We start from the raw sequence: 26,805 nt of genomic DNA on the forward strand, positions 1-26,805 counted from the left end.
CCATACAGAAGGAGGCGGTGGCCCCCGTGGGGGTCACCGCCTCCTTCTGTGCTGCCGGATCAGTTCTGGGGCAGGAAGATCCCGCTGAAGAAGGTCTCCAGCTCGGCAGTTGCCGTCAGCGGCAGCACCTGAGCCACATACTGGTCCGGGCGCACCACCACCACGGCCCCGTCACGGCTGATGCTGCGGACATCGAAGATGTCCTCCTCCGGGTTCACCCCGAAGATGTTGTTCAGGTAGGTCAGCCGGTAGGGCCCCACCTTCGGCTTGAACGCCAGCGGTGCGGCATTGATGTCGATCTCAGGGTGCTTCTGCTGGTAGATCACCTTGGCGTCGAAGACGGCGTCGTCGTCGCCGTCCTTCGGGGTGAACCGCACCCGCGGGGAAGAGGGGTCGTGGGCGAACCACTCGGCCCAGCGTGCCAGCTGCGAGTCCTCCCCCGCCTCCGGGGAGTCGGCGAAGACGTAGATCCTCCAGCGGCCGTCTGCGGTGGCCAGGTGCCCCAGGTGCAGCGGGTTGCCGTCGCAGACACGGGAGACCCAGGCCGACTTGAACCGCTTGCCCACCGGGAAGCCGGCGGCCAGCTCCTGGTGCTCGGTGGTGCCGGTGATCATCGAGGGCTGGTACTCGGTCATGAAGCCCGCCGGGAACTCGAAGGTCTTCACGTAGAAGTCCTCGATGACGGAGGGGTCCTCCAGCTCCTCGGGCTTCTTGGCCATCAGGGTGGACCATTCCTTGTCGAAGTCGATGAGGTTCTGGGCCACCACCTGACGCTCCTCCGAGTAGGTGCTCAGCAGCGACTCCGGGCTGCGGCCGGTGACCACCTGGCCGAGCTTCCAGCCGAGGTTGAAACCGTCCTGCATGGAGACGTTCATGCCCTGCCCGGCCTTCGCACTGTGGGTGTGGCAGGCATCGCCGGCGATGAAGACCCGAGGAGTGCGTTCCCCGGTGAGCTCGGCCGGGACGTCGTCGAACTTATCGGTGACCCGGTGGCCGACCTCGTAGACGCTGTTCCAGGCGACGTGCCGCACATCGATCGAGTAGGGGTGCAGGATGGCGTTCGCCTTGGCGATGATCTCGTCCAGGCTGGTCTGGCGCACCCGCCCGCCGTCGTCGTCGGCCACTTCGCCCAGGTCCACATACATCCGGAACAGGTGCCCGCCTTCGCGCGGAATGTGGAGGATATTGCCGCCGGAGCGGGACTGGATGGCGCATTTGAGCCGGATATCGGGGAAGTCCGATTCGGCCAGCACGTCCATCACGCCCCAGGCGTGCTTGGCCGTGTCGCCGTCGAGCTTGCGGCCGATGCAGCGGCGCACGCGGCTGTGGGCACCGTCGGTGCCGAGCACGTACTTCGCCCGCACTGTGCGCTCTGCGCCCTCGTGCTTGCCGGTGAGGTGGCGGACCTGCACCTGGACGGGGTAGTCGGGGTCATCGGTGACCTCCAGGTCCAGGAACTCCACCCCGTAGTCGGGCTTCATCCGGGAGGGAGAGCGCTCCATGGACTCGGCGAAGTAGTCCAGCACCCGGGCCTGGTTGACCACCAAGTGCGGAAACTCGCTGATGCCGTGCTCATCGTCCAGGGGGCGGGCGGTGCGGATGATGTGATCTGGGTTCTCCGGGTCCGGCTTCCAGAAGGCCATCTCGGTGATCCGGTAGGCCTCGTTGATGATCTCATCGGCGAATCCGAAGGCCTGGAACGTCTCCACGCTGCGGGCCTGGATCCCATCGGCCTGTCCGACCTCCAGCCGGCCGGGGCGGCGCTCGATGATCCGGGTGTGGACCTCCGGATACTGGGCCAGCTGGGCGGCGGCGATCATTCCGGCCGGGCCGGATCCAACGATCAGGACGTCCATCTCGTCGGGCAGGTCCTCGGGGCGGTCTGCTCCGATGCCGGCCGGCGCCTGGACCCGGGGGTTCCCGGTGACGTAGCCGTGGTGGTGAAAATGCATCACTTCTCCTTGGGAAGTTCTGGGGTGATGAAGTCGGCGGTGAGCTTTTCGGAGCCGCGGGCCAGCAGGGCCACATCGGCGCCGACCAGGACCCAGGAGGCCCCGGCTGCGACATAGTCCCGGGCGGCCGCCGGGTCGAAGGCGTTGACTCCGGCGGGTTTGCCGGCCTGGGTGACCGCGGTGAATGCCGATTTCACCGCAGCCACAACCTCAGGGTGGGTCTGCTGACCAATGAGCCCCATGGAGGCGGCGAGGTCGCTGGGGCCCACAAAGACCCCGTCGACGCCGTCGACAGCTGCGATCTCCCCGGCGTTCTCCACGCCTTCGGTGTTCTCCACCTGCACAAAGACGCTGACGTGCTCGGCTCCCTGCGGCAGGTAGCCCTCCACCCGGTTCCAGCGTCCTGAGCGGGCCAGGGCGCTGCCCACCCCGCGCACACCGGCAGGCGGGTACTGGGTCATGGCCACGACCTCACGGGCCTGCTCAGCGGTGGAGACCATGGGCACCAGAATGTTCTGCGCCCCCAGGTCCAGGACCTGCTTGATGATCACCGTCTCGGCGGCCGGGACCCGCACCAGTGGTGTGGAGGAGTACCCGGAGACCGCGTGCAGCTGCGCCAGGACCGACTCCAGCCCGTTGGGGGCGTGCTCCATGTCGATCAGCAGCCAGTCCAGCCCGGCTCCGGCCATGATCTCTGCGGCCACTGGGGAGCCGGAGCAGATCCACCCTCCGTAGAGGGTGCGATCGGCGCCCTGCAGCTGCCGGGCAAAGGTCGCATCTAGTTGAAGCGGCATGTCACCGTCCCCATCTCTCCGTAGTCGCAGAGCACTGTGTCCCCGGCGCTGACCCACATGGGCCGGGTGAAGGAGCCGGCCAGGATGATCTCCCCGGCCTGCAGGGAGTCTCCGTGCTGGGCGAGCTTATTGGCCAGCCATGCCACTCCGACGGCGGGGTGGTTCAGCACCGCGGCGGCGACGCCGGACTCCTCGATGGTCTCGTTGCGGTACAGGAGCGCGGAGACCCAGCGCAGGTCGACGTCGTGGGGCTTGGTGGGAGTGCCGCCGTAGACCATCGCGCCCATAGCCGCATTGTCGCTGATGGTGTCCACGATGGTGCGGCCGTCCATCTCGATGCGGCTGGAGAGGATCTCCAGGGCCGGGATGACGTAGTCAGTGGCGTCCATGACGTCGAACACGGTCACATCCGGCCCATGGAGGTCCTTGCCGAGCACAAAGGCCAGCTCCACCTCGATCCGCACATTGGAGAAGCGGCTGTGGTCGATCACTGAGCCGTTCTCATAGACCATGTCGGAGAAGATGGCCCCGTAGTCGGGTTCGGTGATGCCGGTGGCGGCCTGCATGACCTTGGATGTCAGTCCGATCTTGCGGCCCACGGGCCGGCGTCCGGCGGCGATGCCGCGGCGGCGCCACTCGTTCTGCACCGCGTAGGAGTCCTCGATGGTCATCTCCGGGTAGCGGGCAGTCAGCAGCGGCACAGTGCTGCGGCTCTTCTCCGCCTCGGCGAGCTCGTCGGCGATTGCGGTGATGGTGTCCTGGGAGAGCACAGTCAACGTCTCCTGCCCTACAGCTGGTTCCCGAGCTTGTACTCGCCCTGTTTCCACTCCGGCATGGAGTCGTCATCGTCCTTGCGGGTGTAGGAGAACCCGTCGGCGCCGATGGTGACGTCCATCTCCGAATCGTCGGTGCGCTCCGTGGTGGGCACCGGGTTGCCCTCCAGGTCCAGCACAGTGGAGGCCTCGGTGTACCAGGAGGGCACCACGGGGTTGCCCCACCAGTCGCGGCGCTGGTTGTCATGCACGTCCCAGGTCACCCGGGGGTTGTCCGGATCCCCGGTGTAGTAGTCCTGGGTGTAGATCTCCACCCGGTGGCCGTCGGGGTCGCGCAGGTAGAGGTAGAACGCGTTGGAGACGCCGTGCCGGCCGGGTCCGCGCTCGATGTGGTCGGACAGCCGCAGGGCGCCGAGCTTGTCGCAGATGGCCAGAATATTGTGCTTCTCGTGGGTGGCGAAGGCCACGTGGTGCATCCGCGGGCCGGCGCCGCCGGTCATCGCGGTGTCATGCACGGTGGGCTTGCGACGCATCCACGCTGCGTAGGTGGTGCCGGCGTCGTCCTGAATGTCCTCGGTGACCCGGAAGCCGAGGTCCTCCATATAGGCCACAGCCTTGGGCACATCCGGAGTGACCTGGTTGAAGTGGTCCAGCCGAACCAGGGCGCCGGGGCTGTAGAGGTCGTAGCGCCAGGCCAGACGCTCCACGTGCTCGACGTCGTAGAAGAACTCGTAGGGGAAGCCCAGCGGGTCCTGGACGCGCACCGAGTCGCCGATGCCTTTGACGAAGCCGTCCTTGTTCCGGATGACGGGGCATCCGAGCTCCTTGTAGAACGCTTCGGCCTTGTCCAGCTCTTCGGGGCTGCGCACCCGGTAGGAGAAGGCGGCCACAGCGGCGGTCTCGCCCTTGCGCAGCACCAGGTTGTGGTGGATGAACTCCTCCATGGAGCGCAGGTAGATGGTGTTCTCGTCCTCTGCGGTGACCACCAGGTCAAGCACGTCCACGTAGAAGTCGCGGGAGCGCTTCAGATCGGTGACCACCAGCTCCATATAGGCGCAGCGGACCACGTCGGGTGCCGGCGACGACGGTGTCGGGATGTTTCCGGCGGGGGTGTTCTCACTCATGTGGGATTCCTTGCTCTTCAGTGCGGAAGGTGTTTCAGTCGGCCTTGCCGAAGACGGGGTTATGGACTTCGCCGAGGTTGATGTGCACGGCCTGCTGGTCGGTGTAGAAGTCGATGGAGCGGTAGCCGCCCTCATGCCCCAGTCCGGAGGCCTTCACACCGCCGAAGGGGGTGCGCAGGTCGCGGACGTTGTTGGAGTTCAGCCACACCATGCCGGCCTCCACCGCCTGGGCGAAGTTGTGCGAACGCTTCAGGTCATTGGTCCACACGTAGGCGGCCAGACCGTACTTGGTGTCATTGGCCAGCTGCAGCGCCTCCTCTTCGGTGTCGAAGGGGGTGATGGCCACCACGGGCCCGAAGATCTCCTCCTGGAAGATCCGCGCGGTGGGCGGCACATCGGCGAAGACTGTGGGCTCGATGAAGTTGCCGTCCTCGAATCCTTCAGGCCGGCCGCCTCCGGCGACCAGGCGACCCTCGGACTTGCCCAGCTCCACGTAGCTCATCACCTTCTCGAAGTGCTCCGGGTGCACCAGGGCGCCGACCTCAGTCGCCGACTCATGGGGGAAGCCGACCTTGACCCGCTTGGCCTGGGCCGCGTAGCGCTCGACGAACTCGTCGTAGATGCTGCGTTCGACCAGGATGCGCGAACCTGCGGTGCAGCGCTCGCCGTTCAGCGAGAAGACCCCGAAGATGGTGGCGTTGATGGCGGCCTCCATATCGGCATCGGCGAACACGATGGCCGGAGACTTCCCGCCCAGCTCCATGGAGAGCCCCTTCAGGTGCGGTGCGGAGTTGGCGAAGATGATCTGGCCGGTCTTGGACTCACCGGTGAAGGAGATCAGCGGCACCTCCGGGTGCTTCACCAGGGCGTCGCCTGCCTGCTCTCCGATGCCGTTGACCAGGTTGAACACACCAGTGGGCAGCCCTGCCTCCTCGAAGATGCCGGCCCACAGCCCGGCCGAGAGGGGGGTGAACTCGGCCGGCTTGAGCACCACCGAGTTGCCGGTGGCGATCGCCGGTGCCAGTTTCCAGCTCTCCAGCATGAACGGGGTGTTCCACGGGGTGATCAGCCCGGCCACGCCGATGGGCTTGCGGTTGACGTAATTGATCTGACGCCCGGGCACCTTATAGGTATCGTCCGCCTGGGCGACGATCAGGTCTGCGAAGAACCGGAAGTTCTCGGCCGCACGCTTGCCCTGGCTGCGGGCCTGGGTGATGGGCAGGCCGGTGTCGAAGGTCTCCAGCTCTGCCAGTCGGCTGCCGCGCTCTTCGACGATGTCAGCGATGCGGTGCAGCACCCGGGAGCGCTCCCGCGGCAGGGCGGAGGACCATGAGCCCTCCTCGAAGGCACGCTTGGCCGCTGCCACGGCGCGGTCGATGTCCTCCTTCTTGCCGGCGGCACCCTGGATGTAGGTCTCATTGGTGACCGGGTTGATGACGTCGAAGGTGTCGCCGTCGGCGGAGTCGACGAACTCTCCGTCGATGTAGTGCTGGATCTTGTCAGGCAGCTCCGCCGGAACGCGGGTCTCGTACTGGGGCATCTTTTCTCTCCTCGCTTGTCGCTGAGATGGGAAGGGTCAGTGGTGGTCCTGCTCGCGCAGGGCCTGAGCGGTGCGCCATTTGTGCTGGCGGACGGTCATCTCGATCTCGGTGGGGTCTGCCTGCGCACGGATCAGCCGCAGGATCTCGTCGTGCTCATCCACCGAGTGCGGCGCCCGGCCGGGTACGAAGCTGAAGGTGGAGCTGCGCAGTCCGGACATGCGCTCCCAGCCGCGGTTGACCAGCATAGACAGGTGCTCGTTGGGGCAGCGGCTGAAGATGGTCCGGTGGAACTTCTCATTCAGTGCGGTGAACACCGCCGGTTCGAAGTCGGTCAGGCTCGCGCGCATCTGATCATTGACCGCCTGCGCGCGGTCTAGGTCCGCCTCGGTGATATGCGGCAGCGACAGGGCTGTGGCGGCGCCTTCGAGCACGCCAAGGGCCTGCATCGTGTCCACGTATTCGCCCTGGTTGACCAGCGCTACGCGGGCTCCGACATTGCGCTCGAACTCCACCAGCCCCTCGGCCTCCAGCCGGCGGATCGCCTCGCGCACCGGGACAGTGCTGACCCCGAGTTCGGAGGCGATGGTGCTGAGCACCAGCCGGTAGCCGGGGTTGAACTCCCGGTTGAGGATGCGTTCACGGATCCAGTCATAGGTCCGCTGGGATTTGCTGGCGCGCTCGGTCACTGGCACGGACATGGTCACTCCCCGCCGGCCTGTTCGGCCTCATAGCGCTCACGCCATGCGCGGTTCATCGGGAACAGGCCGTCCACCGGGTGTCCGGCCTTGACCTGCTCAGCCACCCAGGCGTCTTCGTCCTCCTTTGCCAGGGCCGCGTCGACGACCTCCTCCACCAGGTGCGGGGGGATGACGATGACGCCGTCGTCGTCTCCGACGATGACATCTCCCGGCTGGACTGTGGCTCCGCCGCAGGCGATGGTCAGATCGGTGTCCCAGGGCACGTGCTTGCGCCCGAGCACCGCCGGATGCGCTCCGGTGGTGAAGACCGGCAGATCAATCTCGGCCACAGTGGCGTAGTCGCGGACTCCGCCGTCGGTGACCACTCCGGCCGCTCCCCGGGCGGCGGCACGCAGGGCCAGCACATCGCCCAGGGTGCCCGAGCCGGCTTCGCCGCGGGCCTCAATGACGATCACCTCGCCGGAGTCCACCGCGTCGAAGGCGCGCTTCTGCGCGTTGTATCCGCCTCCGTGAGATTTGAAGAGGTCCTCCCGGTTGGGCACGAAGCGCAGGGTCTTGGCGGTGCCCACCAGCTTGGTGCCGGGCCGGGTCGGGCGGACACCGTCGATGGAGACGTTGTTCAGCCCGCGCTGGCGCAGCTGCTGGGAGAGTCCGGCCACCGGGACTTCCATCAGCTTGGCGCGCAGCTCCTCGGTGAGTCCGCGCGGCGGCAGGCTCGCGGCCTCCCGGGAGCCCCAGGCCTCTTCGCGCTGGGTGTCATTGACCTCCGGCAGGCTGCCCAGCTGCGGGTCGAAGGTGTCGTCTGACTCGGCGGCCGTGGTCACCAGGCGTCCGCTGGTGGCGCCGGAGGCCGGGTCGTCCACCTCCACCTCCACCACGTCGCCGGGCTCAGCCACGGAGGCCCCGGCCGGCGTGCCGGTGAGAATCACATCTCCGGGCTGCAGGGTGAGGTGCTGGGAGAGATCAGCGATCAGCTGCGTCAGCGGGAAGATCATGCCGGCGGCGGTGTCCTGCTGAACGAGCTGCCCGTTCTTCCAGGTGCGCAGCCGCAGCGCCTTCGGGTCCACCGACTGGGCGTCGATCAGCTCCGGGCCTATGGAGGTGTATCCGTCGCGGCCCTTATTGCGCACATTGGATCCCTTGTCGGCAGCCCGGAGGTCGTAGAGCCCCCAGTCATTGGCTGCGGTGACCGCCTGGACGTGCTCCCAGGCCTGCTCGGCGCTCACCCGGCGGGCTTCAGTGCCGATGACCAGGGCGATCTCCCCTTCGAAAGCCAGCAGCTCGGTGCCCGCGGGGCGGAGAACAGTGCTTCCGGAGCCGGCCAGCGAGCTGGCGGGCTTGAAGAAGTACGACGGCGCCTTGGGCCTGCGTCCGCGCTCGGCGGCGCGGGACTCATAGCTGATGTGGACCGCAAGGATCTTGCCCGGCTGCTGCGGCAGCGGGACCGCGGAGCTGTGAGTCTCTGAGGACATATGGTCTCTCCCACTTGTAGTGTGCATCACACGCAATCGTATATGATGCGTGATACGAGATCAATACACGATCGCATTGCTTCATATACGTTTTCAGATACTATGGGCCCCGTCACGTGAGTGCAATCACATGACCCTGCCGCCCTGCCCGATCGTCCAAAGGCTTCACATGACACATCTTGAGAAGTTCGTCAGAGTCCTCAGCCAAGTGCTGGCTGTGGTCTCCGCCGCCGCCATCGTGGCGATGGTGATTGCGGTGGCCGCCGACGTCGTGGCCCGCAACGCCACCGGCGCCAGTCTGCCGGGGATGATTGAGATCGCTGAGTCCAGCTTGGTGATCAGCGTCTTCTTCGGTCTCGCCTGGGCCGGGGTCAAGGGCGAGCACGTGGCGGTGACCCTGCTGGCCGACCGGTTCGGCCCGCGGCTGAGCCAGATCACCTCTGTCTTCGTCTGGATCATCGCCAGCGGGTATCTGGCTTGGCTGCTGCTGGCCACGACTCTGCGAGCCATCGACTCCACCGCAATGCAGGAGGAGCGCTTCGGCCTGGTGCGCTGGCCGCTGTATCCCCTGCGCTGGGTCATCGTCGCCGGGCTGGCCGCCATGCTCTTGGTCGCCCTGGTCAATCTGGCCCGCTCGCTGACCGGCAAGGCAGCCCTGGGCCCGAACAGCGAGCTGGAGGCCGTGCTGGCGCAGGGCAAGGAAGCCGCAGTGGCCGTCTCCGGAGCTGCCGCATCCGCAGGGCCCGCCGCGCCCGCTGAGCCTGCCGAAGAACCCGCTGATTCCACCGCCGCTGATGCGACCCGAGGAGAGCAGAAACCATGATCGAAATCGTCATCATCGGCGTACTGGCCCTGCTGGTGGCGCTGCTTCTTCTGCGTGTACCGGTAGCGATCGCCCTGGGCGGGGCCGGCGCTGCCGGGCTGGCCGTTCTGCACGGACTGAATCACACCACCAACTCCATCGGCGCCGAAGCCTTCTCCCAGACGGCCACCTTCGGACTGACCATCATTCCGATGTTCATCCTGATGGGCATGTTCGCCGTCCGCGCCCGGGTGGCTGAGTACGTCTTCGCCGTCGCCGACCGCGCGCTGGGCCGCCTGCCCGGCGGGCTGGGTGTGGCCACCGTCGCCGCCAGCGCCGGTTTCTCCGCAGTCTCAGGCTCCAGCATCGGCACCGCCGCCACGATGGCTCGCCTATCGGTCCATGAGATGCGCCGGGCCGGCTATCCGCTCTCCTTGGCCACCGCGACCGTGGCTGTGGCCGGCACGCTGGGCTCGATGATTCCGCCCAGCACCTTCCTGGTCCTCTACGCGATCCTCGCTCAGCAGTCGGTGGCCCAGATGCTGGCCGCAGGCATCCTGCCCGGTGTGCTCACAGCCCTGTGCTACGCCGGCTACCTGGTCGTCGCCGGCCAGCGCATGCAGCACCGCGGACAGCTGGCCGACGCCCTGGCCGAAGCCCGCACCGAAGCTGCCGGCGGGCGAGAGAGCTCCGCAGCGCAGGCCTCTGCCGGGCAGCAGCCGCAGCGGTCCCTCGGGGCCCAGTACGAACGGCTGCGGGACCTGCCGTGGCGCGGATTGGTCTACGTGGGCATTCTGTTCACCATTGTGCTCGGCGGCATGTACTCCGGATTCTTCACCGCCACTGAGTCAGCAGCATTCGGCGCCCTGGCCGCTGTGATCATCCTGCTCTTCGAGCTGCGCGGAGCCGGGCTGCGCGGCATCGGCGCCGGGATCGCCGGCGCCCTGCGGGACACCGCCTCCACCACAGCGATGGTGTTCTTCATTGTGGTGGGATCGGGAATCCTCTCCGCCTTCTTCGTGACCGCCCGGGTGCCCCAGCTGATCACGGACGCGGTGCTGAGCCTGAACCTGCCGCCCATGCTGGTGATGGCGCTGCTGCTGCTGGCCCTGGTCCCGCTGGGGATGGTCCTGGAGTCCCTGTCCATCCTGGTGATCTCAGTGCCGCTGCTGCTGCCGCTGGCCACCGAGTTCGGCTTCGACGCGGTCTGGCTGGGCATCCTGATTGTGAAGCTGATCGAGATCGGCATGGTCACCCCGCCGGTGGGCATCAACGCCTTTGTGGTCTCGGGAACCACCGGGGTGCCCAGCGAAACCGTGTTCCGCGGCATTCTCCCGTTCTTCGCCATCGACCTGCTGCTGATTGCGGTGTTCTTCCTGTGGCCGGATCTGATCCTGCTGCTGCCCGGTCTCGTCACTGACGGGGGCTGAGCTCGCCGCTGCCGGCCCCATCCAGCATCATCTGCTCACTCACCCACGCATGGAGACGACTATGAACTCGCACACCTCCAGAACCTTCCGCACCCGCCGCGCTGCGGCCGGACTCGCCCTGGGCGCCGCCGCCCTGCTGGGGCTGACCGGCTGCGAAGAAGGGCTCGTCGACGCCAGCGACGGCCGCGCCTACACCTTCACCCTGGCCACCGGCGCCCTGGACGGGACCCCGCACTCAGCGGTGGAGCAGCGCTATCTGGACATGGTCGAAGAGCGCAGCGGCGGCCGCATCGAGTTCGAGCGCACCTCCTTCGAGGAGCTGTGCAATATGGACGAGGTGATCAACTGCCTGCGCGACGGCCGCGCCGATATCGGCACCACGGTGACCGACTACACCCCGCATATGCTCCCCACCCTGAGCGTGGTGAGCATCTCCTTCCTGAACACGGATATTCAGGCCACCACTGCCGCCCTGTACGACATGCACACCCAGTACGAGCCGGCCCGGGACCTGCTGGAGCAGAACAACCTGCACTATGTGGCCACGTGGCCGGTGGGCACCATGTTCATCGGCTCCTCCGAGCCGGTGGAATCCCTGGAGGACCTCAACGGTCTGCGCGCACGTGCCGCGGGTCCGGTCACCGAATCGTCGCTGCAGGCCGCCGGCGTCAACGTCAACGCGATCACCGCTGCCGAGACCTATGAGGCCGTCCAGCGCGGAGTGATCGACTCGGTGGCCGCCGCCCTGGACTTCGGGGTCAACTATCAGATCATCGAGCAGCTGCCGCATTGGACGGATCCCGGCATCGGCCAGTACACCGCCTACGGCACATGGTGGTCCAAGCAGGCCTACGACTCACTGCCGCCGGATCTGCAGGAGGTGGTCGATGAGGTCACCGAAGAGCTGAACTACGGCGAGGCGATCGAAACCTACAACGACGCTATGGCCGATGTCTGCGAAGGCATGCTGAACTCCGACGATGTTGAGAGCTTCACCCGTTGGGACGAGTCTGCCACCGAAGAGTGGCGCGACCTGGTCGGCGACGACGCTGAGGACCTGTGGCTGGAGATCATGGCTGACTACGGATACACCGACGGAGAGGCGTACCTGGAGGAGTACAAGGCCGCCTACGCTGAGCACGAGAGCGAGGACAACCCTACTGACGCCGGCATCAGCTGCGTGGATCAGTGGCAGGACCAGCAGGGCTGACTCCGAGCGCCTGAGGACACTGCACCGGCGGCATAGGCTTGTGCGCTCCCGCTCAACCGGCGCGGCGGATGCACCCACATAATGGAGAGGTACATCACAGCGCATTGTGAACGGGGGAGCCGGACTATGGCGGTGCAGATAGACGAGCTGCTGGAGCGCATCCAGCCTGCTGACGGGGGCCGGGAGATCTACGACCCCGCTACCGGAGAATTGGTGGGGCGAGCCCCCGAAGCTGGTGCCGAAGACCTGGACCGGGCTGTGGCGCGGGCCAAAGCGGCCCAGCCCGGCTGGGCGGCACGCAGCGATGAGGAGCGCAGCAGAGCGCTCCACGCGGCAGCCGATGCCGTCGAGGCCCACGCTGAGCAGCTGGCGCACCTGCTCTCCCGCGAGCAGGGCAAACCGCTCAATGGCCCTAATGCCCGCTTCGAGGTCGGCGCCTGCGTCGCGTGGCTGCGGGCCACCGCAGAGTTCCGCTTGGAGCCGGAGCTGCTGTTCGACGACGATTCCGGTCGTGCGGTCCTGCATTGGCGTCCGCTGGGTGTCGTCGGCGCCATCGGCCCCTGGAACTGGCCGATGATGATCTCGGTCTGGCAGATCGCACCCTCGCTGCGGCAGGGCAATACCGTGGTCATCAAACCCAGCGGATACACCCCCTTGAGTGTGCTGGGGCTGGTGGAGGTGCTCAACTCCGCGCTGCCGGGCGACGTGCTCATCGCCGTGCCGGGCCGCGGGGACGTCGGCGACCGGCTCTCCCGGCATCCGGATGTGGCGAAGATCATGTTCACCGGTTCCACCCAGACCGGCAAGAGCATCATCAAGGCCGCTGCCGACACTGTGAAGCGCCTGACCATGGAGCTCGGCGGCAACGACGCCGGAATCGTGCTCGACGACGCCGACCCGCAGGCCATCGCCGAGGACCTTTTCTGGGGGGCCTTCATCAACACCGGCCAGACCTGTGCCGCTATGAAGCGGCTCTACGTTCCGGCCGCCCTCTACGACCAGGTCTGCGACGCGCTGGTGGAGGTGGCGAAGAACATGCCCATGGGCGTGGGCCTGGAGGAGCAGAACGTACTGGGGCCGCTGCAGAACAAGGCGCAGTGGGAGGTGGTGGACCGTCTGGTCTCCGCGGCGAAGGACTCCGGCGCACGGGTGCTCATCGGAGGGGATCCCGATCCCGAGGCTCCCGGGTACTTCTACCCCACCACTTTGGTGGCTGATATCGATCCGCAGAACCCCTTGGTCACCGAGGAGCAGTTCGGACCGGCCCTGCCGATCATCAAATACACCGACCTGGACCAGGCTGTCGAGTGGGCCAATTCGCTCAATGAGGCCCTGGGCTCCTCCGTCTGGTCAGCCGACCCCGACCGGGCCGAACAGGTCGCGGCCCGGCTGGTGGCTGGCACCACCTGGATCAACAAGCACGGGGCGGTGGACCCGCGGATGCCCTTCGGCGGAGCACGCGAGTCCGGCTTCGGCGTGGAGTTCGGCGTCGAAGGCCTCAAGGAGGTCAGTCAGCCGCATGTGATCAGCCGCTGAGACATCGACCGGAGACGAGGAGGGGGAGGCACTGTGCCTCCCCCTCCTCGGCAGTCAGGGCTTGCTACTGCAGCATGGTCTTATCGTCCAGTGCTGCGCCCTTGATCTTGGCGAATTCGGAGAGCAGATCCTCCGGTGTGAGCTGAGCTTTCTCCTGCTCCGGGACGTCCAGGATGATCCTGCCCTCATGCATCATGATCAGCCTGTTCCCCACCTGAAGCGCCTGGGCCATATTGTGCGTGACCATCAGGGTGGTCAGCTGCTGCTCCTGGACCACCTTCGTGGTCAGCCGGGTCACCAGTTCTGCCCGCTGCGGATCCAGGGCGGCAGTGTGCTCATCCAGCAGCAGGACCTTCGGCCGGGAGAAGGTCGCCATCAGCAGGCTCAGTGCCTGCCGCTGACCACCGGAGAGCAGTCCGACTTTGGTCTTCAGCCGGTCCTCAAGCCCCAGTTCCAGCACCTTCAGCGCCTCGGCGAAGCGTGTCCGCTTGGCCCGTGTCACCCCCAGCGCCAGGCCGCGGGCTGCCCCGCGCTTATCCGCCAGGGCGAGGTTCTCCTCGATGGTGAGATTGGGGCTGGTGCCGGCCATCGGGTCCTGGAAGACCCGTCCCACCTGCGCGGCCCGCTGATGCTCCTTCAGCTTGGAGACATCGGCGCCGTCCAGCGTCACGGTCCCGGAATCCTGCTGGATCCGGCCGGCGATGGTGTTGAGCACCGTAGACTTTCCGGCGCCGTTGGAGCCGATGACGGTGACGAAGTCTCCTTCCTGCAGGTGGAGGTCGACGTCGACCAGGGCCCGCCGCTCGTTGACGGTGCCGGGGAAGAAGGTCTTGCTCACATGTGAGACGCTCAGCATTGTTCAGCCCACCTTCTTTCCTGGTGCGTCCTCGGTCAGCGTGGCCTTGGCCGCCGCCTGGAGGGCGGAGCGGCCGCGACGGCGCTGGGCGATCCTGCGGAATCCCTTCCACTGCGGCAGCAGCAGCGCGACGATGACCAGCACTGCGGACATCAGCTTCATGTCATTGGGGTTCAGCCCGGCGTTGAGCGCAAATTGTATGGCCAGCCGATAGACCACTGCCCCGAGCACCACCGCCAGGGTCGCCTGCACCACTACGCGGGTGCCGAAGATCGCCTGGCCGAGGATGACCGAGGCCAGACCCACCAGGATCAGTCCGATGCCCATACCGATATCGGCGAAGCCCTGGTGCTGGGCCACCACGGCGCCGGCCAGCCCGACCAGTCCGTTGGAGAGCATCAGACCGACGATCTTCATCCTGTCGGTGGAGACCGCGAAGGAGCGGATCATCTGCTCATTGTCGCCGGTGGCCTGCAGAGCCAGGCCGGCATCAGTGTGCAGGAACCAGTCGATGGCCAGCTTGAAGCACAGAGCCACCACCGCCAGGATCAGCACCGAGGTCCATCCGACGCCGGCGACCTCGCGCAGACCGGAGATCACGGTGTCCTGATTCAGCAGCGGCACATTGGCTCCGCCCATGATCCGCAGGTTGATGGAGTACAACCCGATCATGGTCAGAATGCCGGCCAGCAGGCCGTTGATATTGCCCTTGGTGTGCAGCAGGCCGGTGATCAGCCCCGCCAGCGATCCGACGGCGAAGGCCGCGGCGGTGGCCAGGAACGGATTGACCTGTTGTGTGATGAGGATGGCCGCGGTCGCCGCGCCCGAAGTGAATGAACCGTCCACTGTCAGATCCGGGAAGTTCAGGATCCGGAAGGTCAGGTACACCCCGAGCGCGACGATCGCGTAGACCAGGCCCAGTTCGAGCGCGGTGATCATGCGTCTTCGTCGTCACCCTCTCCGGCCTCTGCCGGATCCTCCGGGTCCACGTCCTCACCGACGACGACGTCAGCGCGGTCCAGGACCTCCTGGGGAATCTCGATGCCCATGGCCTCGGCAGCTTCAGGGTTGACGGTCAGCTCCAGCTCCTCCAGGGTCTCCACCGGCATACCGGCGGGATCCTCGCCGTCGACCAGGATGCGGATGGCCATCTCGCCGGCCTGGCGGCCCAGCTGCTCATAGTCGATGCCGTAGGTGGCCACCGCACCGCGGACCACTGAGTCGGCCTCGGCGGCGATGATCGGCACCTCATTGGCTTGGCCGTACTGAATGACTGACTCCAGGGCGGAGACCACTGCGTTGTCGGTGGGGACGTAGATGGCATCAGCGTCGAGCGACTCCACGCCCTGCTGCACCTCCGAGGAGGCGGAGATGGTCGCCTCCTGCACCTCGATGCCGAGCTCATCGGCGGCCTCATGCAGCAGCTCCACCTGAACCTGCGAGTTCGTCTCACCGGAGGAGTAGACCACACCGACTGTCTCGGCATCCGGGACGATCTCCAGCAGCAGCTCCAGCTGCTCGGCCACCGGGTTCATATCCGAAGTGCCGGTGACGTTTCCGCCGGGGGCGTCCCAGCTTTCCACCAGGCCGGCCTCCTCCGGGTCGGTGACCGAGGAGAAGACGATCGGCTTATCGGTGATCTGCTGGGCGGCGGCCTGGGAGGTGGGGGTGGCGATGGAGTGCACCAGATCCAGGTCCGCAGTGGCGAAGGTGCCGGCGATGTTGGAGGCGGTGGCCTGCTCGCCCTGGGCGTTCTGCTCGTCCCACTCCACCTCGATTCCGGCGTCTTCGAAGGCGGCCTTGAAGCCCTCGCGGGCAGCGTCGAGCGCGGGGTGGGAGACGATCTGGGTGATGCCGATGGAGTAGCTCTGCTCCTCTCCCCCGGCAGCGGCGGCGCCGTCGTCGCCGGTTCCCCCGCCGTCATCACCTCCGTTGCCGCAGGATGTCAGCAGCAGGGCTGCTGCCGCCGCGGCGGCGGCGGCTTTCAACGTGGTGGAAGTGCGGAACATGGTGTCCTCCTGAAGGTGAGTAGGTGCAACGAGTGTTGGTCAGTTCAGTTTCAGCTTAGGCGCTGCGTTGAGCTCTTCGCGCTCGGTGTCATCCTGCAGGTTGATGCCCTGCAGCCGCTTCGGCACCACCGAGACGGCCAGGAATGAGACCAGGGCCAGCAGTGAGATGTACAGGCCGATCATCCAGGACTGTCCGGTCTCATTGAGGATCCACTGGGCGATGGTCGGGGCGAAGGCGCCGCCGATGATGGAGCCGAATGCGTAGCCGATGGAGACCCCGGAGAACCGGATGGAGACCGGGAACATCTCGGCGTACAGCGCCGACTGCGGACCATAGGAGGGGCCCAGACCCATAGTGAGGACAACGATGGCCAGCGCGAAGATCCAGACGACGGCGGTGTCGATGAGGAACCACATGGGGATGGCCCAGACGATGATGATGCCGTAGCCGATCTGGAAGGTCAGCACACGGCCGATCCGGTCGGAAATCCAGCCGCCGAGCAGGGTGAAGGCGAACCAGCCCACACCACCGATCAGCGAGGCGATGAGCGTCTGGGTGCGGGACATGCCCAGCACCGAGGCTCCGTAGGAGGCGAAGAAGGCGATCACCAGGTATCCGGCGGCGTTATTGGCCGCGAAGATCAGCGCGGCCAGGAAGGTGTACTTCTTGTGGGTGGTCACCAGTTCCTTCAGCGGTGCGGCGGACTCCCGCTTGCGCTGCTTCATCTCCTGAAAGACCGGAGACTCCTCCACCCGCAGCCGGATGAGGTAGCCGACGATGACCAGGATGAAGGAGAACAGGAACGGCACCCGCCAGCCCCAGGAGAGGAACTGCTCCTCGGTCAGGACTGCGTTGAGTCCGAACATGAACAGCGTGGCCAGGATCATGCCCAGGGGCACGCCGATCTGCGGGTAGGTGCCGAAGAGTCCGCGCTTGTGCCGCGGAGCGTGCTCCACCGAGAGCAGCGCCGCGCCGCCCCATTCGCCGCCGGCCGAGAGGCCCTGGACCACGCGCAGCACAATCAGCAGCACCGGAGCGAATATGCCCATTACCGCGTAGGTGGGCAGCAGGCCGATGAGGAATGTGGCACCGCCCATGCCCATCAGGGTGATCACCAGCACGACCTTGCGGCCGAACTTGTCCCCCAGCCAGCCGGCGAGCACCGCACCCAGCGGCCGGAAGAGGAAGGAGATGCCGATGGAGGCCCAGGCGACCAGCTGCGCCAGCGTCTGGCTCTCCTCGCCGAGGGGCTCAAAGTAGAGCACGGCCAGAACGAAACCGGCGGCCTGTGCGTAGATGAAGAAGTCGTACCACTCAATCGTGGTGCCTACCAGAGTGCCGGCAAGGACCTTCTTCTCCTCGCGCGTCATCTCGTGGCCCTCAGTGCTGAGGTATGCCTGCTGGCTCATCATGCCTCCATTGACCCCATCGGGCGGACAGTGCGTTAGGACCTGTGATTCAGATCACCGAGAACTCTAACAGACTTACTGAACGATCGGTAGGTAAGTCGTCTGCGGATTTAGTTGCACGTCCAAGCACTGGGGTTTAGATTGACATATGAGACCTACCTCACATCTGGCGCGGCGGCGCTGCCGCTGACAAGGAGCTGCTATGTCTGAGCTGACTCACTACATCGACGGCGAGCACGTGAAGGGAACCTCCGGCCGGTTCGCCGACGTCTTCAATCCGGTCCAGGGCAGCGTGGCCTCCCGCGTTCCGCTGGCCGGGCCTGAGGAGGTCACCGCCGCGGTGGATTCTGCACAGCGGGCGTTCGCCTCCTGGTCGGCGCTGAATCCTCAGCGCCGCGGACGCATCCTGCTGAAGTGGGTGGATCTGATCGGCCAGCATCGCGATGAGCTGGCGACGGCGCTGTCCAATGAGCACGGCAAGACCTTCGAAGACGCCAAGGGAGACATCCAGCGCGGCGTGGAGGTGGTCGAGTTCGCCGCGGGGGCCCCGCATCTGCTCAAGGGCGAGTTCTCACACAATGTCAGCTCCGGTGTGGATGTCCACACCCTGCGCCAGCCCCTCGGAGTGGTTGCTGGGATCACCCCGTTCAACTTCCCCGCCATGATCCCGCTGTGGAAGGCCGGCATCGCACTGGCCGCCGGCAATGCCTTCGTGCTCAAGCCCTCCGAGCGGGATCCGTCGGTTCCGCTGCGACTGGCGGAACTGGCTGTGGAGGCTGGTATGCCGCCCGGAACTCTGAACGTGGTCAACGGGGATAAGGAGGCAGTCGACGCGCTGATCGAGGAGCCGCGCATCCAGGCCGTCGGCTTCGTCGGCTCCACTCCCATCGCCCAGGCCATCTATTCGGCCGCCGCTTCCCGCGGCAAGCGCGCTCAGTGCTTCGGCGGAGCGAAGAACCACATGATCATCATGCCGGATGCGGACCTGGACCAGGCCGCCGATGCGCTCATCGGTGCCGCCTACGGATCGGCCGGGGAACGCTGCATGGCGGTCTCGGTGGCCGTTCCGGTGGGCGAGGCCACCGCTGAGGCGCTGCGCAGCAGGCTCGAAGAACGTATCGCGAACCTGAGGATGGGGCCGTCGCTGGACCCCGAGTCCGACTTCGGGCCGGTGGTCACCGCCGAGGCCAAGCAGCGCATCGAGTCCTATATCGCCGCCGGAGAGCAGGAAGGCGCTGAGCTGGTGGTCGACGGCCGCGGCGCACAGGTGGAGGGCCATCCCCAGGGCTTCTGGGTGGGCGCCACGCTGTTCGACCATGTCACCTCCGCTATGCGCATCTACCGGGAGGAGATCTTCGGCCCGGTGCTGACCATGGTCCGAGCCGCCGACTATGAAGAGGCACTCCGGCTTCCCACCGAGCACGAGTACGGCAACGGCGTGGCGATCTTCACCCGCGACGGCGACACCGCCCGCGACTTCACCCAGCGCGTGGAGGTGGGAATGGTGGGAGTCAACGTGCCGATCCCGGTGCCGATCGCCTACTACACCTTCGGCGGCTGGAAGGCCTCGGTATTCGGTGATCTGAACCAGCACGGCACCGACGGACTGAAGTTCTACACCAAGACCAAGACGGTGACCACCAGATGGCCCTCAGGAGCCAAAGAGGGCGCGAGCTTCGTCATGCCCGAGGGCAGCTGAGGCACAAGTCGAAGGAGCATCATGACAACCGGCACCCCTGAGAACCCCGCGGAGCAGCTCCCCCCGGATTCAGAGACTCCGCTGCCCAGCGTCGGATTCATCGGCCTGGGCAATATGGGCCTGCCGATGGCGGCGAACCTGAAGGCAGCCGGGGTCGCGGTGACCGGCTACGACCTGATGCCCGCAGCCATGGCAGCCGCAGCCGCCCGCGGCATTCCCACCGCAGAGTCTGCCCAGCAGGCAGCCGCCGAAGCCGACATCGTGCTGACCATGCTGCCCTCCGGAAAGCACGTGATATCCGCCTATCAGGGCGACGGAGCCGCCGAAGGCCTGCTGGATGCGGCCCGGCCCGGAGCAATCTTCCTGGACTGCTCCACCATCAACATCTTGGAGGCCCAGCAGGCGGCGGATCTGGCCCGCGCGGCGGGATTCCGCGCCGCCGACGCTCCGGTCTCCGGAGGAGTGGTCGGCGCAGAGGCCGGCACCCTGGCCTTCATGGTGGGCGCCGAGGAGGAGGTGTTCACCGCGGTGCGCCCGATCCTGGAGATCATGGGCGCACGCGTGGTCCACTGCGGCGGCTCGGGACTGGGCCAGGCTGCGAAGATCTGCAACAACATGATCCTGGCCGTGTCCATGATTGCGGTCAGCGAAGCCTTCGTTCTGGCGGAGAAGCTGGGGCTGAGCCACCAGGCGATGTTCGACGTCGTCTCCAAAGCCTCAGGCCAGTGCTGGGCGCTGACCACCAACTGTCCGGTGCCCGGACCGGTGCCCAGCTCCCCTGCCAACCGTGAGTATCAGCCTGGTTTCGCCGGTGCCCTGATGGCCAAGGATCTCGGCCTGGCCACCAACGCCCTGGAGGAGACCGGGGTGCAGGCGCAGTTGGGCAGGATGGCAGCAGAGATGTACCGCGGCTTCGCCGAGGGCGAGGGTGCGGGGCAGGACTTCTCCGCCATCATCGAGCAGATCCGCACAGCATCAGGCACGCAGCCGAGCAGTCAGGAGGGTTAGTCCATGAGCGAGTACACCACCATCATCGCCGAGGCGGAGAACCGGGTGGGTCAGATCCAGCTGAACCGTCCCGAGGCGCTGAATGCGCTGAACCGCACCATGATGGAGGAGATTGTGGCCGCCGCCTCGGCCTTCGACGCCGATCCGCAGGTCGGGGCGATTCTGCTGACCGGGTCTGAGAAGGCCTTTGCCGCCGGGGCCGACATCAAGGAGATGGCAGAGCAGGATTATGCCCAGATGTACGCCTCCGACTGGTTCAGCGACTGGGACACCTTCGCCCGGCTGCGCACCCCGGTGGTGGCCGCCGTCTCCGGCTACGCGCTGGGCGGCGGCTGTGAGCTGGCGATGATGGCCGATGTGCTCATCGCCGCGGACACCGCCTCCTTCGGCCAGCCGGAGATCAATCTGGGCGTGATCCCGGGGATGGGCGGCTCCCAGCGCCTGACCCGCTCAGTGGGCAAGGCCAAAGCCATGGATATGGTGCTCACCGGACGGCGCATCAACGCCGAGGAGGCCGAGCGGATCGGCCTGGTCTCCCGTGTGGTGCCCGCCGATGAGCTGGCCGACATTGCCCGCCAAGCCGCTGAGCTGATCGCCTCAAAGTCCAAGCCCGCCGCGCAGATGGCCAAGGAGGCAGTGGCCTCCGCCTTTGAGACGCCGCTTCAGCAGGGGCTGCTCTTCGAACGTCGGCTGTTCCATTCGCTGTTCTCCACCGCCGATCAGTCCGAGGGCATGAGCGCCTTCGCGCAGAAGCGCGACCCGGAGTGGACGCACCGCTGAGAGCTCAGCCCTGAAAGTCTCCGGCACGCTGCCGGAATCGGGCGAGGATCCCGTTGAGCTGCTCCACCTCCTCAGGCTGGAAGCCGGTGTGCCGGAAAAGCTGCTCGTTCAGTGCGGCCGTGGCCTCGGCGGCCACGCGCCTGCCCTTCCGCGTCAGCACCAGCAGCATGGCTCGCCGGTCCTCGGCGTGCGGCTGGCGCTCCACCAGCCCGGCAGCCTCCAGACGGTCCACGGCATTGGTGATGGATGTGGGGTGAACCTGCAGCAGCTTGCTGGCCTTGTTCATCGGCATGCGCTTCTCGCGCGAGAAGCTCAGCAGCGCAATCACCTCATAGCGCGCGAAGGTCAGCTCGAAGGGCTTCAGGGCCTGCTGCGCCCTGCCCAGCAGGATCTGCTGCACCCGCATAATCGCGGTCACAGCCGCCATCGGCCCGGCCTCCTCCTGCCAGCCGTGACGCTCCCAGTTGCGGCGCGCCTCCGCTATGGGGTCACGGGGAAGAGGTGGGTGCATCAGACTCTCCTTCGCAGCGGGCGTGGGTCCGCCCATTGTATGGACACTCCCGACGGCGTCCGGCGGGCTGACCTCATCTGCGCGGGGGCCGCAGGCCGAGATCCTCCTCCCGGTACTCCACTCCGTATCCCTCAGCTCCGGCGTCGGTCCGCTCCTCCTCCTGCTGGCGCAGCTGGACCCGCCGGATCTTGCCGGAGATGGTCTTGGGCAGCTCCGCGAACTCGATGCGCCGAATCCGCTTATAGGGAGGCAGCTTCTGCAGACTGTGCTCCAGGATCGCTCGGGCAGTCTCAGCAGTGGGGCTCCACCCGGAGGCCAGAGTCACGTATGCCTTGGGAACGGCCAGACGGATCTCATCCGGTGCGGGCACGATCGCGGCCTCCACCACCGCCGGGTGTTCGACCAGCACCGACTCCAGCTCGAAGGGAGAGACTTTGTAGTCGCTGGACTTGAAGACATCGTCGGCCCGGCCCACATAGGTGATCACGCCGTCGTCGTCCCGAGAGGCAATATCGCCGGTGTGGTAGAGGCCGCCGCGGAAGACTTCCGCGTTCTTCTCCTCATCTCCGTAGTACCCCTTCATCAGACCCACCGGCCGCCCGTAGTGCTCGCTGTCCAGGCGCAGGCAGATCTCTCCCTCGCTCCCCTCCTCACCGGTGACCGGATCCACCAGGACGACGTCGAACCCGGGCAGCGGCACGCCCATGGCGCCGGGGGTGATCTCCCGGCCCGGAGTATTGGCCACCTGCAGAGTGGTCTCGGTCTGCCCGAAGCCGTCGCGGATAGTGCGCCCCCAGGCGCGCTGGACCTGCTCGATCACTTCGGCGTTCAGCGGCTCCCCGGCTGAGACCACCACCCGCGGAGGATTCTTCAGCTGGCTGAGTTCTGCTTTGATGAGCATCCGCCACACAGTGGGCGGAGCACAGAAGCTGCTCACACCCGCCTCGTCCATGGCGACCATCAGCGCGGCCGGGTCGAAGCGGGTGAAGTTGTACAGGAAGATCGTGGCCTCAGCGATCCAGGGGGCGAAGAAGTTGGACCAGGCGTGCTTGGCCCAGCCGGGTGAGGATACGTTGAGGTGCACATCGCCGGGCTGCAGCCCGATCCAGTACAGCGTGGAGAGGTGACCCACTGGGTAGGAGGTGTGGGTGTGCTCCACCAGCTTCGGCTTCGAGGTGGTGCCGGAGGTGAAGTACAGCAGCATGGTCTCATCGGCCGGGGTGGGCTCCTCCGGCTGCAGCTGGGCGGAGGCGGCATAGGCATCCGGGTAGGAGTGGATCGCTCGTGACGGCACGGAGGGCTCGTGCTCGGAGTCGGGCACATGGATGAGGCTGAAGTTGCCGTCGACCTCGGTGAACTTCTCCAGCGTCTGACCGGTGCCGACGACCCATTTCACCTCGGCCCGGTCCACTCTGTCCTGCAGGTCATAGCGACCCATCTGTGTGGTGGTGGGGATCAGCACGGCGCCGAGCTTGATCGCGGCCAGCATGGTCTCCCACAACTCCACCTGGTTGCCCAGGATCAGGATGATGCGGTCCCCGCGCTGCACGCCGATGCTGCGCATCCAGTTGGCCACCCGGTTTGAGTCGGCGCTGAGTTCGGCGAAGGTGCGGGAGAGCCGGGTGCCGTCCTCCTCGACGATCACCAGCGCGTCCTGCTCGCCGCGCTCGCGAGCGATCTGGTCGAACCAGTCGAATCCGAAGTTGAAGTGGCTCAGCCGCGGCCAGCGGAACTCATCCCGTGCGCGCTCCCAGTCCTGCTGCAGGCTCACCAGATGATCCCTGGCGGCGCGGAACTCCTCGGTGACAGTCATCGGCAGATCCTCCCGCTGAGGTGTGATGTCGGTCACCCATGAATATACTTGGAAGTCCTATTGTTGGTAAAGCTTCGGTCCACAGGGAGATGACAGATGACTCACACTGCTGCCGAGACCGCCTCCGACGGCGGCCACCACACGGATTGGCACCCGGATCTGCTGCGGCTGGCCGACCGGCTCACCGCGGAGGGGCAGGAGCGCCTGCAGCGGATCGAGCAGTACGCCCAGCAGCACCTCAGGCGGCAGTCCATTGAGGCGTGGAACCAGGAGCGGCTGCCGATGCCGATGGTGGAGGCCCTCGGGGAGCTTGGCCTCGGCGAACTGGTGCTGGACGGCTCCTCGCAGCTCTTCCAGGGGCTGGTGCACGCCGCCCTGGCGCGCGCTGATCTCTCCCTCTCATCGGTGGTGGGCATCCACAACGAGCTGATCGTCGGCACTGTCGAAAATCTGGGTTCCGCCGAGCAGCGCGAGCAGTGGCTTCCTCGGCTGCGCAGTCTGCAGGCTCGCGGTGCCTTCTGCCTGACCGAGCCGGAGCACGGCTCAGACATCGCCGGCGGACTGGCCACCACTGCCGAGCCGACCGCTGACGGATGGCGCATCCGCGGCGCCAAGCGCTGGATCGGCCTGGGCACTGTGGCAGATATTGCGCTGATCTGGGCGCGCAGCACTGACGACGGGCAGATCCTCTGCTTCCTGGTACCTACCAGCACGCCGGGATACTCGGCACGGCTGATCACTCCGAAGACCGGGCTGCGCATTATGCAGAACGCGGAGATCGACCTGGACCTCACCGTCGGACCGGAGGCTCAGCTGCCTGGTGCGCGGTCCTTCGCCTCGGTCTCTCACGGCCTGCGCAGCTCCCGGGCCTGGGTGGGCTGGCAGGCAGTCGGCGCGCAGCAGGCGCTGCTGGACATCGCCCGCAGCTATGCGCTGGATCGTCAGCAGTTCGGCAGGCCGCTGGGCTCCTTCCAGCTTATCCAGTCGGCCCTGGCCACGATTGCGGGCAATCTCACAGTCTCTGCGGCGTTCATGGCTGAGACTGCCCGCCTGCAGGAGGAGAACCGGCTGACTATGGGGCATGCCAGCATGGCGAAGGCGACCCTGACCCGACTGGCCCGCGAGTCGGCGGCCACGGCCCGCGAGGTGCTGGGCGGCAACGGACTGCTCAGCGAGTATGAGGCGGCCAAGGTCGCCGCGGATGTGGAGGCCATCTACACCTATGAGGGCACCTACAGCATCAATCAGCTCATCCTGGGCCGGGAGCTGACCGGGGTCTCAGCGTTCGTCTAGAGCCGCCCGGGCCCGGCGCAGCAGATCCGCGGCGGCGGCGTCGGCATCGGCCAGCGTGCGGGCGGTGGACTCCGTATCCCCACCGGCCTCGGCGGCGATAGCGGTGCCCCACTGCACCGAGGAGAGCTGCAGCCCCAGCACGTAGGCGCCGTGGAGGACCTCTCCCTCCGCGGTGACCAGCTGATGGGGCTGGGGGGTGACGTCGAAGCCCTTGTGCACGTGGGCCTCTGAGCCGTAGTGGACGACGGCGGGGCGCGCGGTTCCTGCCTCCAGCAGGCTACGCACCACCGGAGCTGCGGCTTGGGTGATGCGATTCGGCGGCATCATCGCCTCCACCATGTGTTCGGCGCTGTAGCGGACACCGGCCACCAGCGGGGAATCGGCGATGAACCGGCGGGTCTGGCGGTCCACGCCGTAGGCCGGGGCGGGGCCCAGGAACTCCACCACGGAGGCGCGCACCAGGGCGGCCAGCTCCTCGATCCGCTGCAGCGGCGGCCCGCTGGCCAGGCCCTCCACCAGGGATTCGAACCAGCCCTCGACGTCCCGCAGGCGGCTCTCCGGGCTGATGCGTCCCTCGGTGACCAGCGGCTTGATGCGCAGACGTGCGGCGTGCAGCGCATTGACGGCCATCTTCTCCGGGTTCTGCGCCCCGGCCTCTGCGCTGGCGGCATCCTCGGCCAGCCAGTCCAGCATGGCCTGCTGGTAGGCGGTGTGGGAGCTGAAGTCCCGGTGATCGAAGGGCCGGGCGTAGGCCTGCACATCGAAGGGGCTGCCTGGCTGACCGCTGACGCGGGCGTAGGTGTCCTGCACATCGGCGCGGATCAGCGGCCACAGATGCTCGGTGAAGTCCAGCTGCCGGTGGGCCGCCAGCAGGTCGGCAATGCGCTGCTCTGTGAGGTGGTGCAGCTCAATGCCTTCGGGCACGAATCCCGGGGCGGTCGTCTTGGCGCGGTAGGGGGTTCCGCGCCGGGAGCCGGCCACCAGCACTGGCTCCTGACCGCTGGGGATGTACTCCAGCCGGTGGCCCGGATCGGCGCCGGGGCGGTGGCGGAATCTGCCGCCGCGGCCCACGGTGAGCTGGATCATCAGGTCGAAGAAGTTCAGCCCCATTCCGCGGATCAGAACAGGAGCCCCGGCGGGGAATGCGCTGAGGTCGACCTCGGTGGGGATCTCCGGGCCTTGGTAGTGCAGACCGAGTTCCTGTGCGGTGCGCGCCAGGTGCCCGCTGGGTCCGCCGGGGGCTGCCGGGATATGGCCCAGGGCCAGCACCACGGCATCCGCCCTGCGCCAGCCGCGCGGGGTCCGGAGCTGGTAGCCGCCGTCGTCGGGCTGCACAACAGTGACCTCTGAGCGCACGTGGTCGACGGCGGCGCCCCGGCCCCGCAGCCGGGCAGAGACTTCCTTGCTCAGCCAGGCGAGGTATTCGCCGTAGTGGGCCCGGGTGGGGTAGGTGGCGTCCTCGTAGCCCAGACCTTTCAGCTGCGAGTAGTCGGAGAAGCTGGCCGCGCAGGAGGACTCGGACAGGCTGGTCAGCGTCGCCCCGGTGGGCGCCGCCGTCGGGTAGCTGGCCGGGGTGTTCATCAGGTAGAGCGGTGACTGCGAAGGATCCCAGACCCGGCCGGGCCCATGGGGGGCGGGGTCATAGACGGTGACGCGCAGCTTGGGCCGCTGGGCGGCCGGGGTGGATTCGATATGCGCTAGGAGGCGCTCCAGCAGTGATGTTCCGCGGGGTCCTGCGCCGATCACGGCGATGACGTATTCCGCGCTGCTGCCCATCCGGTCCCCTCTGCTCCCATTGCTCTCTTATGGCAGACCACATTACCGGGTGCCGGACTCCGTCTGCTTTGATCTGCGCAGGGATGAGCGGCTACCCTAGGTAGGCGCGTCACGGGCGGACCACGCATGTGACGCAGGGAGGCGTGCCGGAGCGGCCGAACGGACTTCACTGCTAATGAAGGATCCTCTTAACCGGGGATCGAGGGTTCAAATCCCTCCGCCTCCGCATTGTGAAGTGTCAGGACATCGTTCCACTCGATGGCCTGGCACTTCTTCTTTTTTGGCGTGGGGGTGTGTCGGGACATCGTTCACTTTTTC

Annotated in this window: 22 protein-coding genes and 1 tRNA gene; 9 read left to right on the plus strand and 14 right to left on the minus strand. The window is 66.7% G+C overall.

The features are described 5' to 3' along the window. Positions 1-59: 59 nt before the first annotated feature. From Q1K09_RS02360 to Q1K09_RS02390, 7 genes are read right to left on the minus strand one after another with little or no spacing between them, the layout of a single operon-like run. Positions 60-1,952, minus strand: a complete 1,893-nt coding sequence (locus Q1K09_RS02360; protein WP_300342874.1) for an FAD-binding monooxygenase — start codon at positions 1,950-1,952, stop codon at positions 60-62. Then, positions 1,952-2,746: an HpcH/HpaI aldolase/citrate lyase family protein gene (locus Q1K09_RS02365; RefSeq protein WP_300342876.1), complete on the minus strand. Its 795-nt coding sequence runs from the start codon at positions 2,744-2,746 to the stop codon at positions 1,952-1,954. The genes Q1K09_RS02360 and Q1K09_RS02365 overlap by 1 nt, the downstream gene beginning before the upstream one ends. Further along, complete coding sequence (gene hpaH, locus Q1K09_RS02370; protein ID WP_300342877.1) at positions 2,731-3,516, minus strand: 2-oxo-hept-4-ene-1,7-dioate hydratase; 786 nt, start codon at positions 3,514-3,516, stop codon at positions 2,731-2,733. The genes Q1K09_RS02365 and hpaH overlap by 16 nt, the downstream gene beginning before the upstream one ends. A gap of 17 nt (positions 3,517-3,533) precedes the next feature. Then, positions 3,534-4,643, minus strand: coding sequence for a 3,4-dihydroxyphenylacetate 2,3-dioxygenase (gene hpaD, locus Q1K09_RS02375; RefSeq protein WP_300342878.1), 1,110 nt, complete (start codon positions 4,641-4,643; stop codon positions 3,534-3,536). Positions 4,644-4,677: 34 nt separating this feature from the next. Then, entirely contained in the window at positions 4,678-6,183 is a 1,506-nt protein-coding gene (gene hpaE / locus Q1K09_RS02380) for a 5-carboxymethyl-2-hydroxymuconate semialdehyde dehydrogenase (RefSeq protein ID WP_300342879.1), read from the minus strand. Between the two features lie 36 nt (positions 6,184-6,219). Continuing rightward, positions 6,220-6,882 carry a GntR family transcriptional regulator gene (locus Q1K09_RS02385; protein ID WP_300342881.1) on the minus strand — a complete coding sequence of 221 codons (663 nt, stop codon included), beginning with the start codon at positions 6,880-6,882 and terminating at the stop codon, positions 6,220-6,222. Between the two features lie 2 nt (positions 6,883-6,884). Continuing rightward, the gene (locus Q1K09_RS02390; RefSeq protein WP_300342882.1) at positions 6,885-8,354 is read right to left on the minus strand and encodes a fumarylacetoacetate hydrolase family protein; all 1,470 of its coding nucleotides are present in this window, start codon (positions 8,352-8,354) and stop codon (positions 6,885-6,887) included. A 169-nt stretch (positions 8,355-8,523) separates the two neighbouring features. Here Q1K09_RS02390 and Q1K09_RS02395 point away from each other — a divergent pair, with 169 nt between their 5' ends. The 4 genes from Q1K09_RS02395 (at position 8,524) to Q1K09_RS02410 (ending at position 13,332) form a co-directional block, all read left to right on the plus strand. After that, on the plus strand, positions 8,524-9,177 hold the full coding sequence (locus tag Q1K09_RS02395) for a TRAP transporter small permease (RefSeq protein WP_300342883.1): 654 nt from the start codon (positions 8,524-8,526) through the stop codon (positions 9,175-9,177). Beyond that, the gene (locus tag Q1K09_RS02400; RefSeq protein WP_300342885.1) at positions 9,174-10,586 is read left to right on the plus strand and encodes a TRAP transporter large permease; all 1,413 of its coding nucleotides are present in this window, start codon (positions 9,174-9,176) and stop codon (positions 10,584-10,586) included. Before Q1K09_RS02395 ends, Q1K09_RS02400 begins: the two co-directional genes overlap by 4 nt. A gap of 61 nt (positions 10,587-10,647) precedes the next feature. Then, a complete protein-coding gene (dctP, locus tag Q1K09_RS02405) occupies positions 10,648-11,796 on the plus strand; it encodes a TRAP transporter substrate-binding protein DctP (protein WP_300342887.1) in 1,149 nt (382 codons plus the stop codon). 126 nt (positions 11,797-11,922) lie between these two features. Next, positions 11,923-13,332: an aldehyde dehydrogenase family protein gene (locus Q1K09_RS02410; RefSeq protein WP_300342889.1), complete on the plus strand. Its 1,410-nt coding sequence runs from the start codon at positions 11,923-11,925 to the stop codon at positions 13,330-13,332. Between the two features lie 64 nt (positions 13,333-13,396). On the opposite strand, the gene Q1K09_RS02415 is transcribed toward Q1K09_RS02410, so the two are convergent. Genes Q1K09_RS02415 through Q1K09_RS02430 form a run of 4 tightly spaced genes read right to left on the minus strand, consistent with a single transcriptional unit; the run spans position 13,397 to position 17,607 of the window. Beyond that, positions 13,397-14,188: an ABC transporter ATP-binding protein gene (locus Q1K09_RS02415; RefSeq protein ID WP_300342891.1), complete on the minus strand. Its 792-nt coding sequence runs from the start codon at positions 14,186-14,188 to the stop codon at positions 13,397-13,399. Between the two features lie 3 nt (positions 14,189-14,191). Next, positions 14,192-15,127, minus strand: coding sequence for an ABC transporter permease (locus Q1K09_RS02420; protein WP_300342893.1), 936 nt, complete (start codon positions 15,125-15,127; stop codon positions 14,192-14,194). Further along, on the minus strand, positions 15,124-16,197 hold the full coding sequence (locus Q1K09_RS02425; RefSeq protein WP_300342894.1) for an ABC transporter substrate-binding protein: 1,074 nt from the start codon (positions 16,195-16,197) through the stop codon (positions 15,124-15,126). Before Q1K09_RS02425 ends, Q1K09_RS02420 begins: the two co-directional genes overlap by 4 nt. Positions 16,198-16,236: 39 nt before the next feature. Continuing rightward, a complete protein-coding gene (locus tag Q1K09_RS02430; RefSeq protein ID WP_300342896.1) occupies positions 16,237-17,607 on the minus strand; it encodes an MFS transporter in 1,371 nt (456 codons plus the stop codon). Between the two features lie 202 nt (positions 17,608-17,809). Between Q1K09_RS02430 and Q1K09_RS02435 the strand changes: the two genes are divergently transcribed. From Q1K09_RS02435 to Q1K09_RS02445, 3 genes are read left to right on the plus strand one after another with little or no spacing between them, the layout of a single operon-like run. Next, entirely contained in the window at positions 17,810-19,306 is a 1,497-nt protein-coding gene (locus Q1K09_RS02435; RefSeq protein ID WP_300342898.1) for a CoA-acylating methylmalonate-semialdehyde dehydrogenase, read from the plus strand. Between the two features lie 21 nt (positions 19,307-19,327). Beyond that, entirely contained in the window at positions 19,328-20,314 is a 987-nt protein-coding gene (mmsB, locus tag Q1K09_RS02440) for a 3-hydroxyisobutyrate dehydrogenase (RefSeq protein WP_300342900.1), read from the plus strand. A gap of 3 nt (positions 20,315-20,317) precedes the next feature. Beyond that, complete coding sequence (locus Q1K09_RS02445; protein ID WP_300342901.1) at positions 20,318-21,094, plus strand: enoyl-CoA hydratase; 777 nt, start codon at positions 20,318-20,320, stop codon at positions 21,092-21,094. A 4-nt stretch (positions 21,095-21,098) separates the two neighbouring features. Here the strand turns inward: Q1K09_RS02445 and Q1K09_RS02450 are convergent, their stop codons facing one another. Beyond that, complete coding sequence (locus Q1K09_RS02450; RefSeq protein ID WP_300342903.1) at positions 21,099-21,605, minus strand: MarR family transcriptional regulator; 507 nt, start codon at positions 21,603-21,605, stop codon at positions 21,099-21,101. Positions 21,606-21,678: 73 nt separating this feature from the next. Further along, a complete protein-coding gene (locus Q1K09_RS02455; protein WP_300342916.1) occupies positions 21,679-23,418 on the minus strand; it encodes an AMP-binding protein in 1,740 nt (579 codons plus the stop codon). A gap of 96 nt (positions 23,419-23,514) precedes the next feature. Between Q1K09_RS02455 and Q1K09_RS02460 the strand changes: the two genes are divergently transcribed. Continuing rightward, entirely contained in the window at positions 23,515-24,711 is a 1,197-nt protein-coding gene (locus Q1K09_RS02460) for an acyl-CoA dehydrogenase family protein (RefSeq protein WP_300342905.1), read from the plus strand. Here the strand turns inward: Q1K09_RS02460 and Q1K09_RS02465 are convergent. Further along, complete coding sequence (locus Q1K09_RS02465; RefSeq protein ID WP_300342907.1) at positions 24,697-26,487, minus strand: FAD/NAD(P)-binding protein; 1,791 nt, start codon at positions 26,485-26,487, stop codon at positions 24,697-24,699. The two genes, Q1K09_RS02460 and Q1K09_RS02465, sit on opposite strands and share 15 nt — an antisense overlap. Positions 26,488-26,624: 137 nt before the next feature. Here Q1K09_RS02465 and Q1K09_RS02470 point away from each other — a divergent pair. Next, a tRNA-Ser gene (locus Q1K09_RS02470) sits at positions 26,625-26,713 on the plus strand. Positions 26,714-26,805: the final 92 nt, after the last annotated feature.

Source organism: Nesterenkonia sp. (genome assembly GCF_029265375.1).
Classification (GTDB): Bacteria; Actinomycetota; Actinomycetes; order Actinomycetales; family Micrococcaceae; genus Nesterenkonia.

Bases quoted from the DNA above. Each gene is read 5' to 3' on its own strand.
- Q1K09_RS02360 (WP_300342874.1), bottom strand. From the start codon at position 1,952: ATGCATTTTCACCACCACGGCTACGTCACCGGGAACCCCCGGGTCCAG.
- Q1K09_RS02365 (WP_300342876.1), bottom strand. From the start codon at position 2,746: ATGCCGCTTCAACTAGATGCGACCTTTGCCCGGCAGCTGCAGGGCGCC.
- hpaD (WP_300342878.1), bottom strand. From the start codon at position 4,643: ATGAGTGAGAACACCCCCGCCGGAAACATCCCGACACCGTCGTCGCCG.
- hpaE (WP_300342879.1), bottom strand. From the start codon at position 6,183: ATGCCCCAGTACGAGACCCGCGTTCCGGCGGAGCTGCCTGACAAGATC.
- Q1K09_RS02385 (WP_300342881.1), bottom strand. From the start codon at position 6,882: ATGTCCGTGCCAGTGACCGAGCGCGCCAGCAAATCCCAGCGGACCTAT.
- Q1K09_RS02390 (WP_300342882.1), bottom strand. From the start codon at position 8,354: ATGTCCTCAGAGACTCACAGCTCCGCGGTCCCGCTGCCGCAGCAGCCG.
- Q1K09_RS02395 (WP_300342883.1), top strand. From the start codon at position 8,524: ATGACACATCTTGAGAAGTTCGTCAGAGTCCTCAGCCAAGTGCTGGCT.
- Q1K09_RS02400 (WP_300342885.1), top strand. From the start codon at position 9,174: ATGATCGAAATCGTCATCATCGGCGTACTGGCCCTGCTGGTGGCGCTG.
- dctP (WP_300342887.1), top strand. From the start codon at position 10,648: ATGAACTCGCACACCTCCAGAACCTTCCGCACCCGCCGCGCTGCGGCC.
- Q1K09_RS02410 (WP_300342889.1), top strand. From the start codon at position 11,923: ATGGCGGTGCAGATAGACGAGCTGCTGGAGCGCATCCAGCCTGCTGAC.
- Q1K09_RS02415 (WP_300342891.1), bottom strand. From the start codon at position 14,188: ATGCTGAGCGTCTCACATGTGAGCAAGACCTTCTTCCCCGGCACCGTC.
- Q1K09_RS02420 (WP_300342893.1), bottom strand. From the start codon at position 15,127: ATGATCACCGCGCTCGAACTGGGCCTGGTCTACGCGATCGTCGCGCTC.
- Q1K09_RS02425 (WP_300342894.1), bottom strand. From the start codon at position 16,197: ATGTTCCGCACTTCCACCACGTTGAAAGCCGCCGCCGCCGCGGCGGCA.
- Q1K09_RS02430 (WP_300342896.1), bottom strand. From the start codon at position 17,607: ATGAGCCAGCAGGCATACCTCAGCACTGAGGGCCACGAGATGACGCGC.
- Q1K09_RS02435 (WP_300342898.1), top strand. From the start codon at position 17,810: ATGTCTGAGCTGACTCACTACATCGACGGCGAGCACGTGAAGGGAACC.
- mmsB (WP_300342900.1), top strand. From the start codon at position 19,328: ATGACAACCGGCACCCCTGAGAACCCCGCGGAGCAGCTCCCCCCGGAT.
- Q1K09_RS02445 (WP_300342901.1), top strand. From the start codon at position 20,318: ATGAGCGAGTACACCACCATCATCGCCGAGGCGGAGAACCGGGTGGGT.
- Q1K09_RS02450 (WP_300342903.1), bottom strand. From the start codon at position 21,605: ATGCACCCACCTCTTCCCCGTGACCCCATAGCGGAGGCGCGCCGCAAC.
- Q1K09_RS02455 (WP_300342916.1), bottom strand. From the start codon at position 23,418: ATGACTGTCACCGAGGAGTTCCGCGCCGCCAGGGATCATCTGGTGAGC.
- Q1K09_RS02460 (WP_300342905.1), top strand. From the start codon at position 23,515: ATGACTCACACTGCTGCCGAGACCGCCTCCGACGGCGGCCACCACACG.
- Q1K09_RS02465 (WP_300342907.1), bottom strand. From the start codon at position 26,487: ATGGGCAGCAGCGCGGAATACGTCATCGCCGTGATCGGCGCAGGACCC.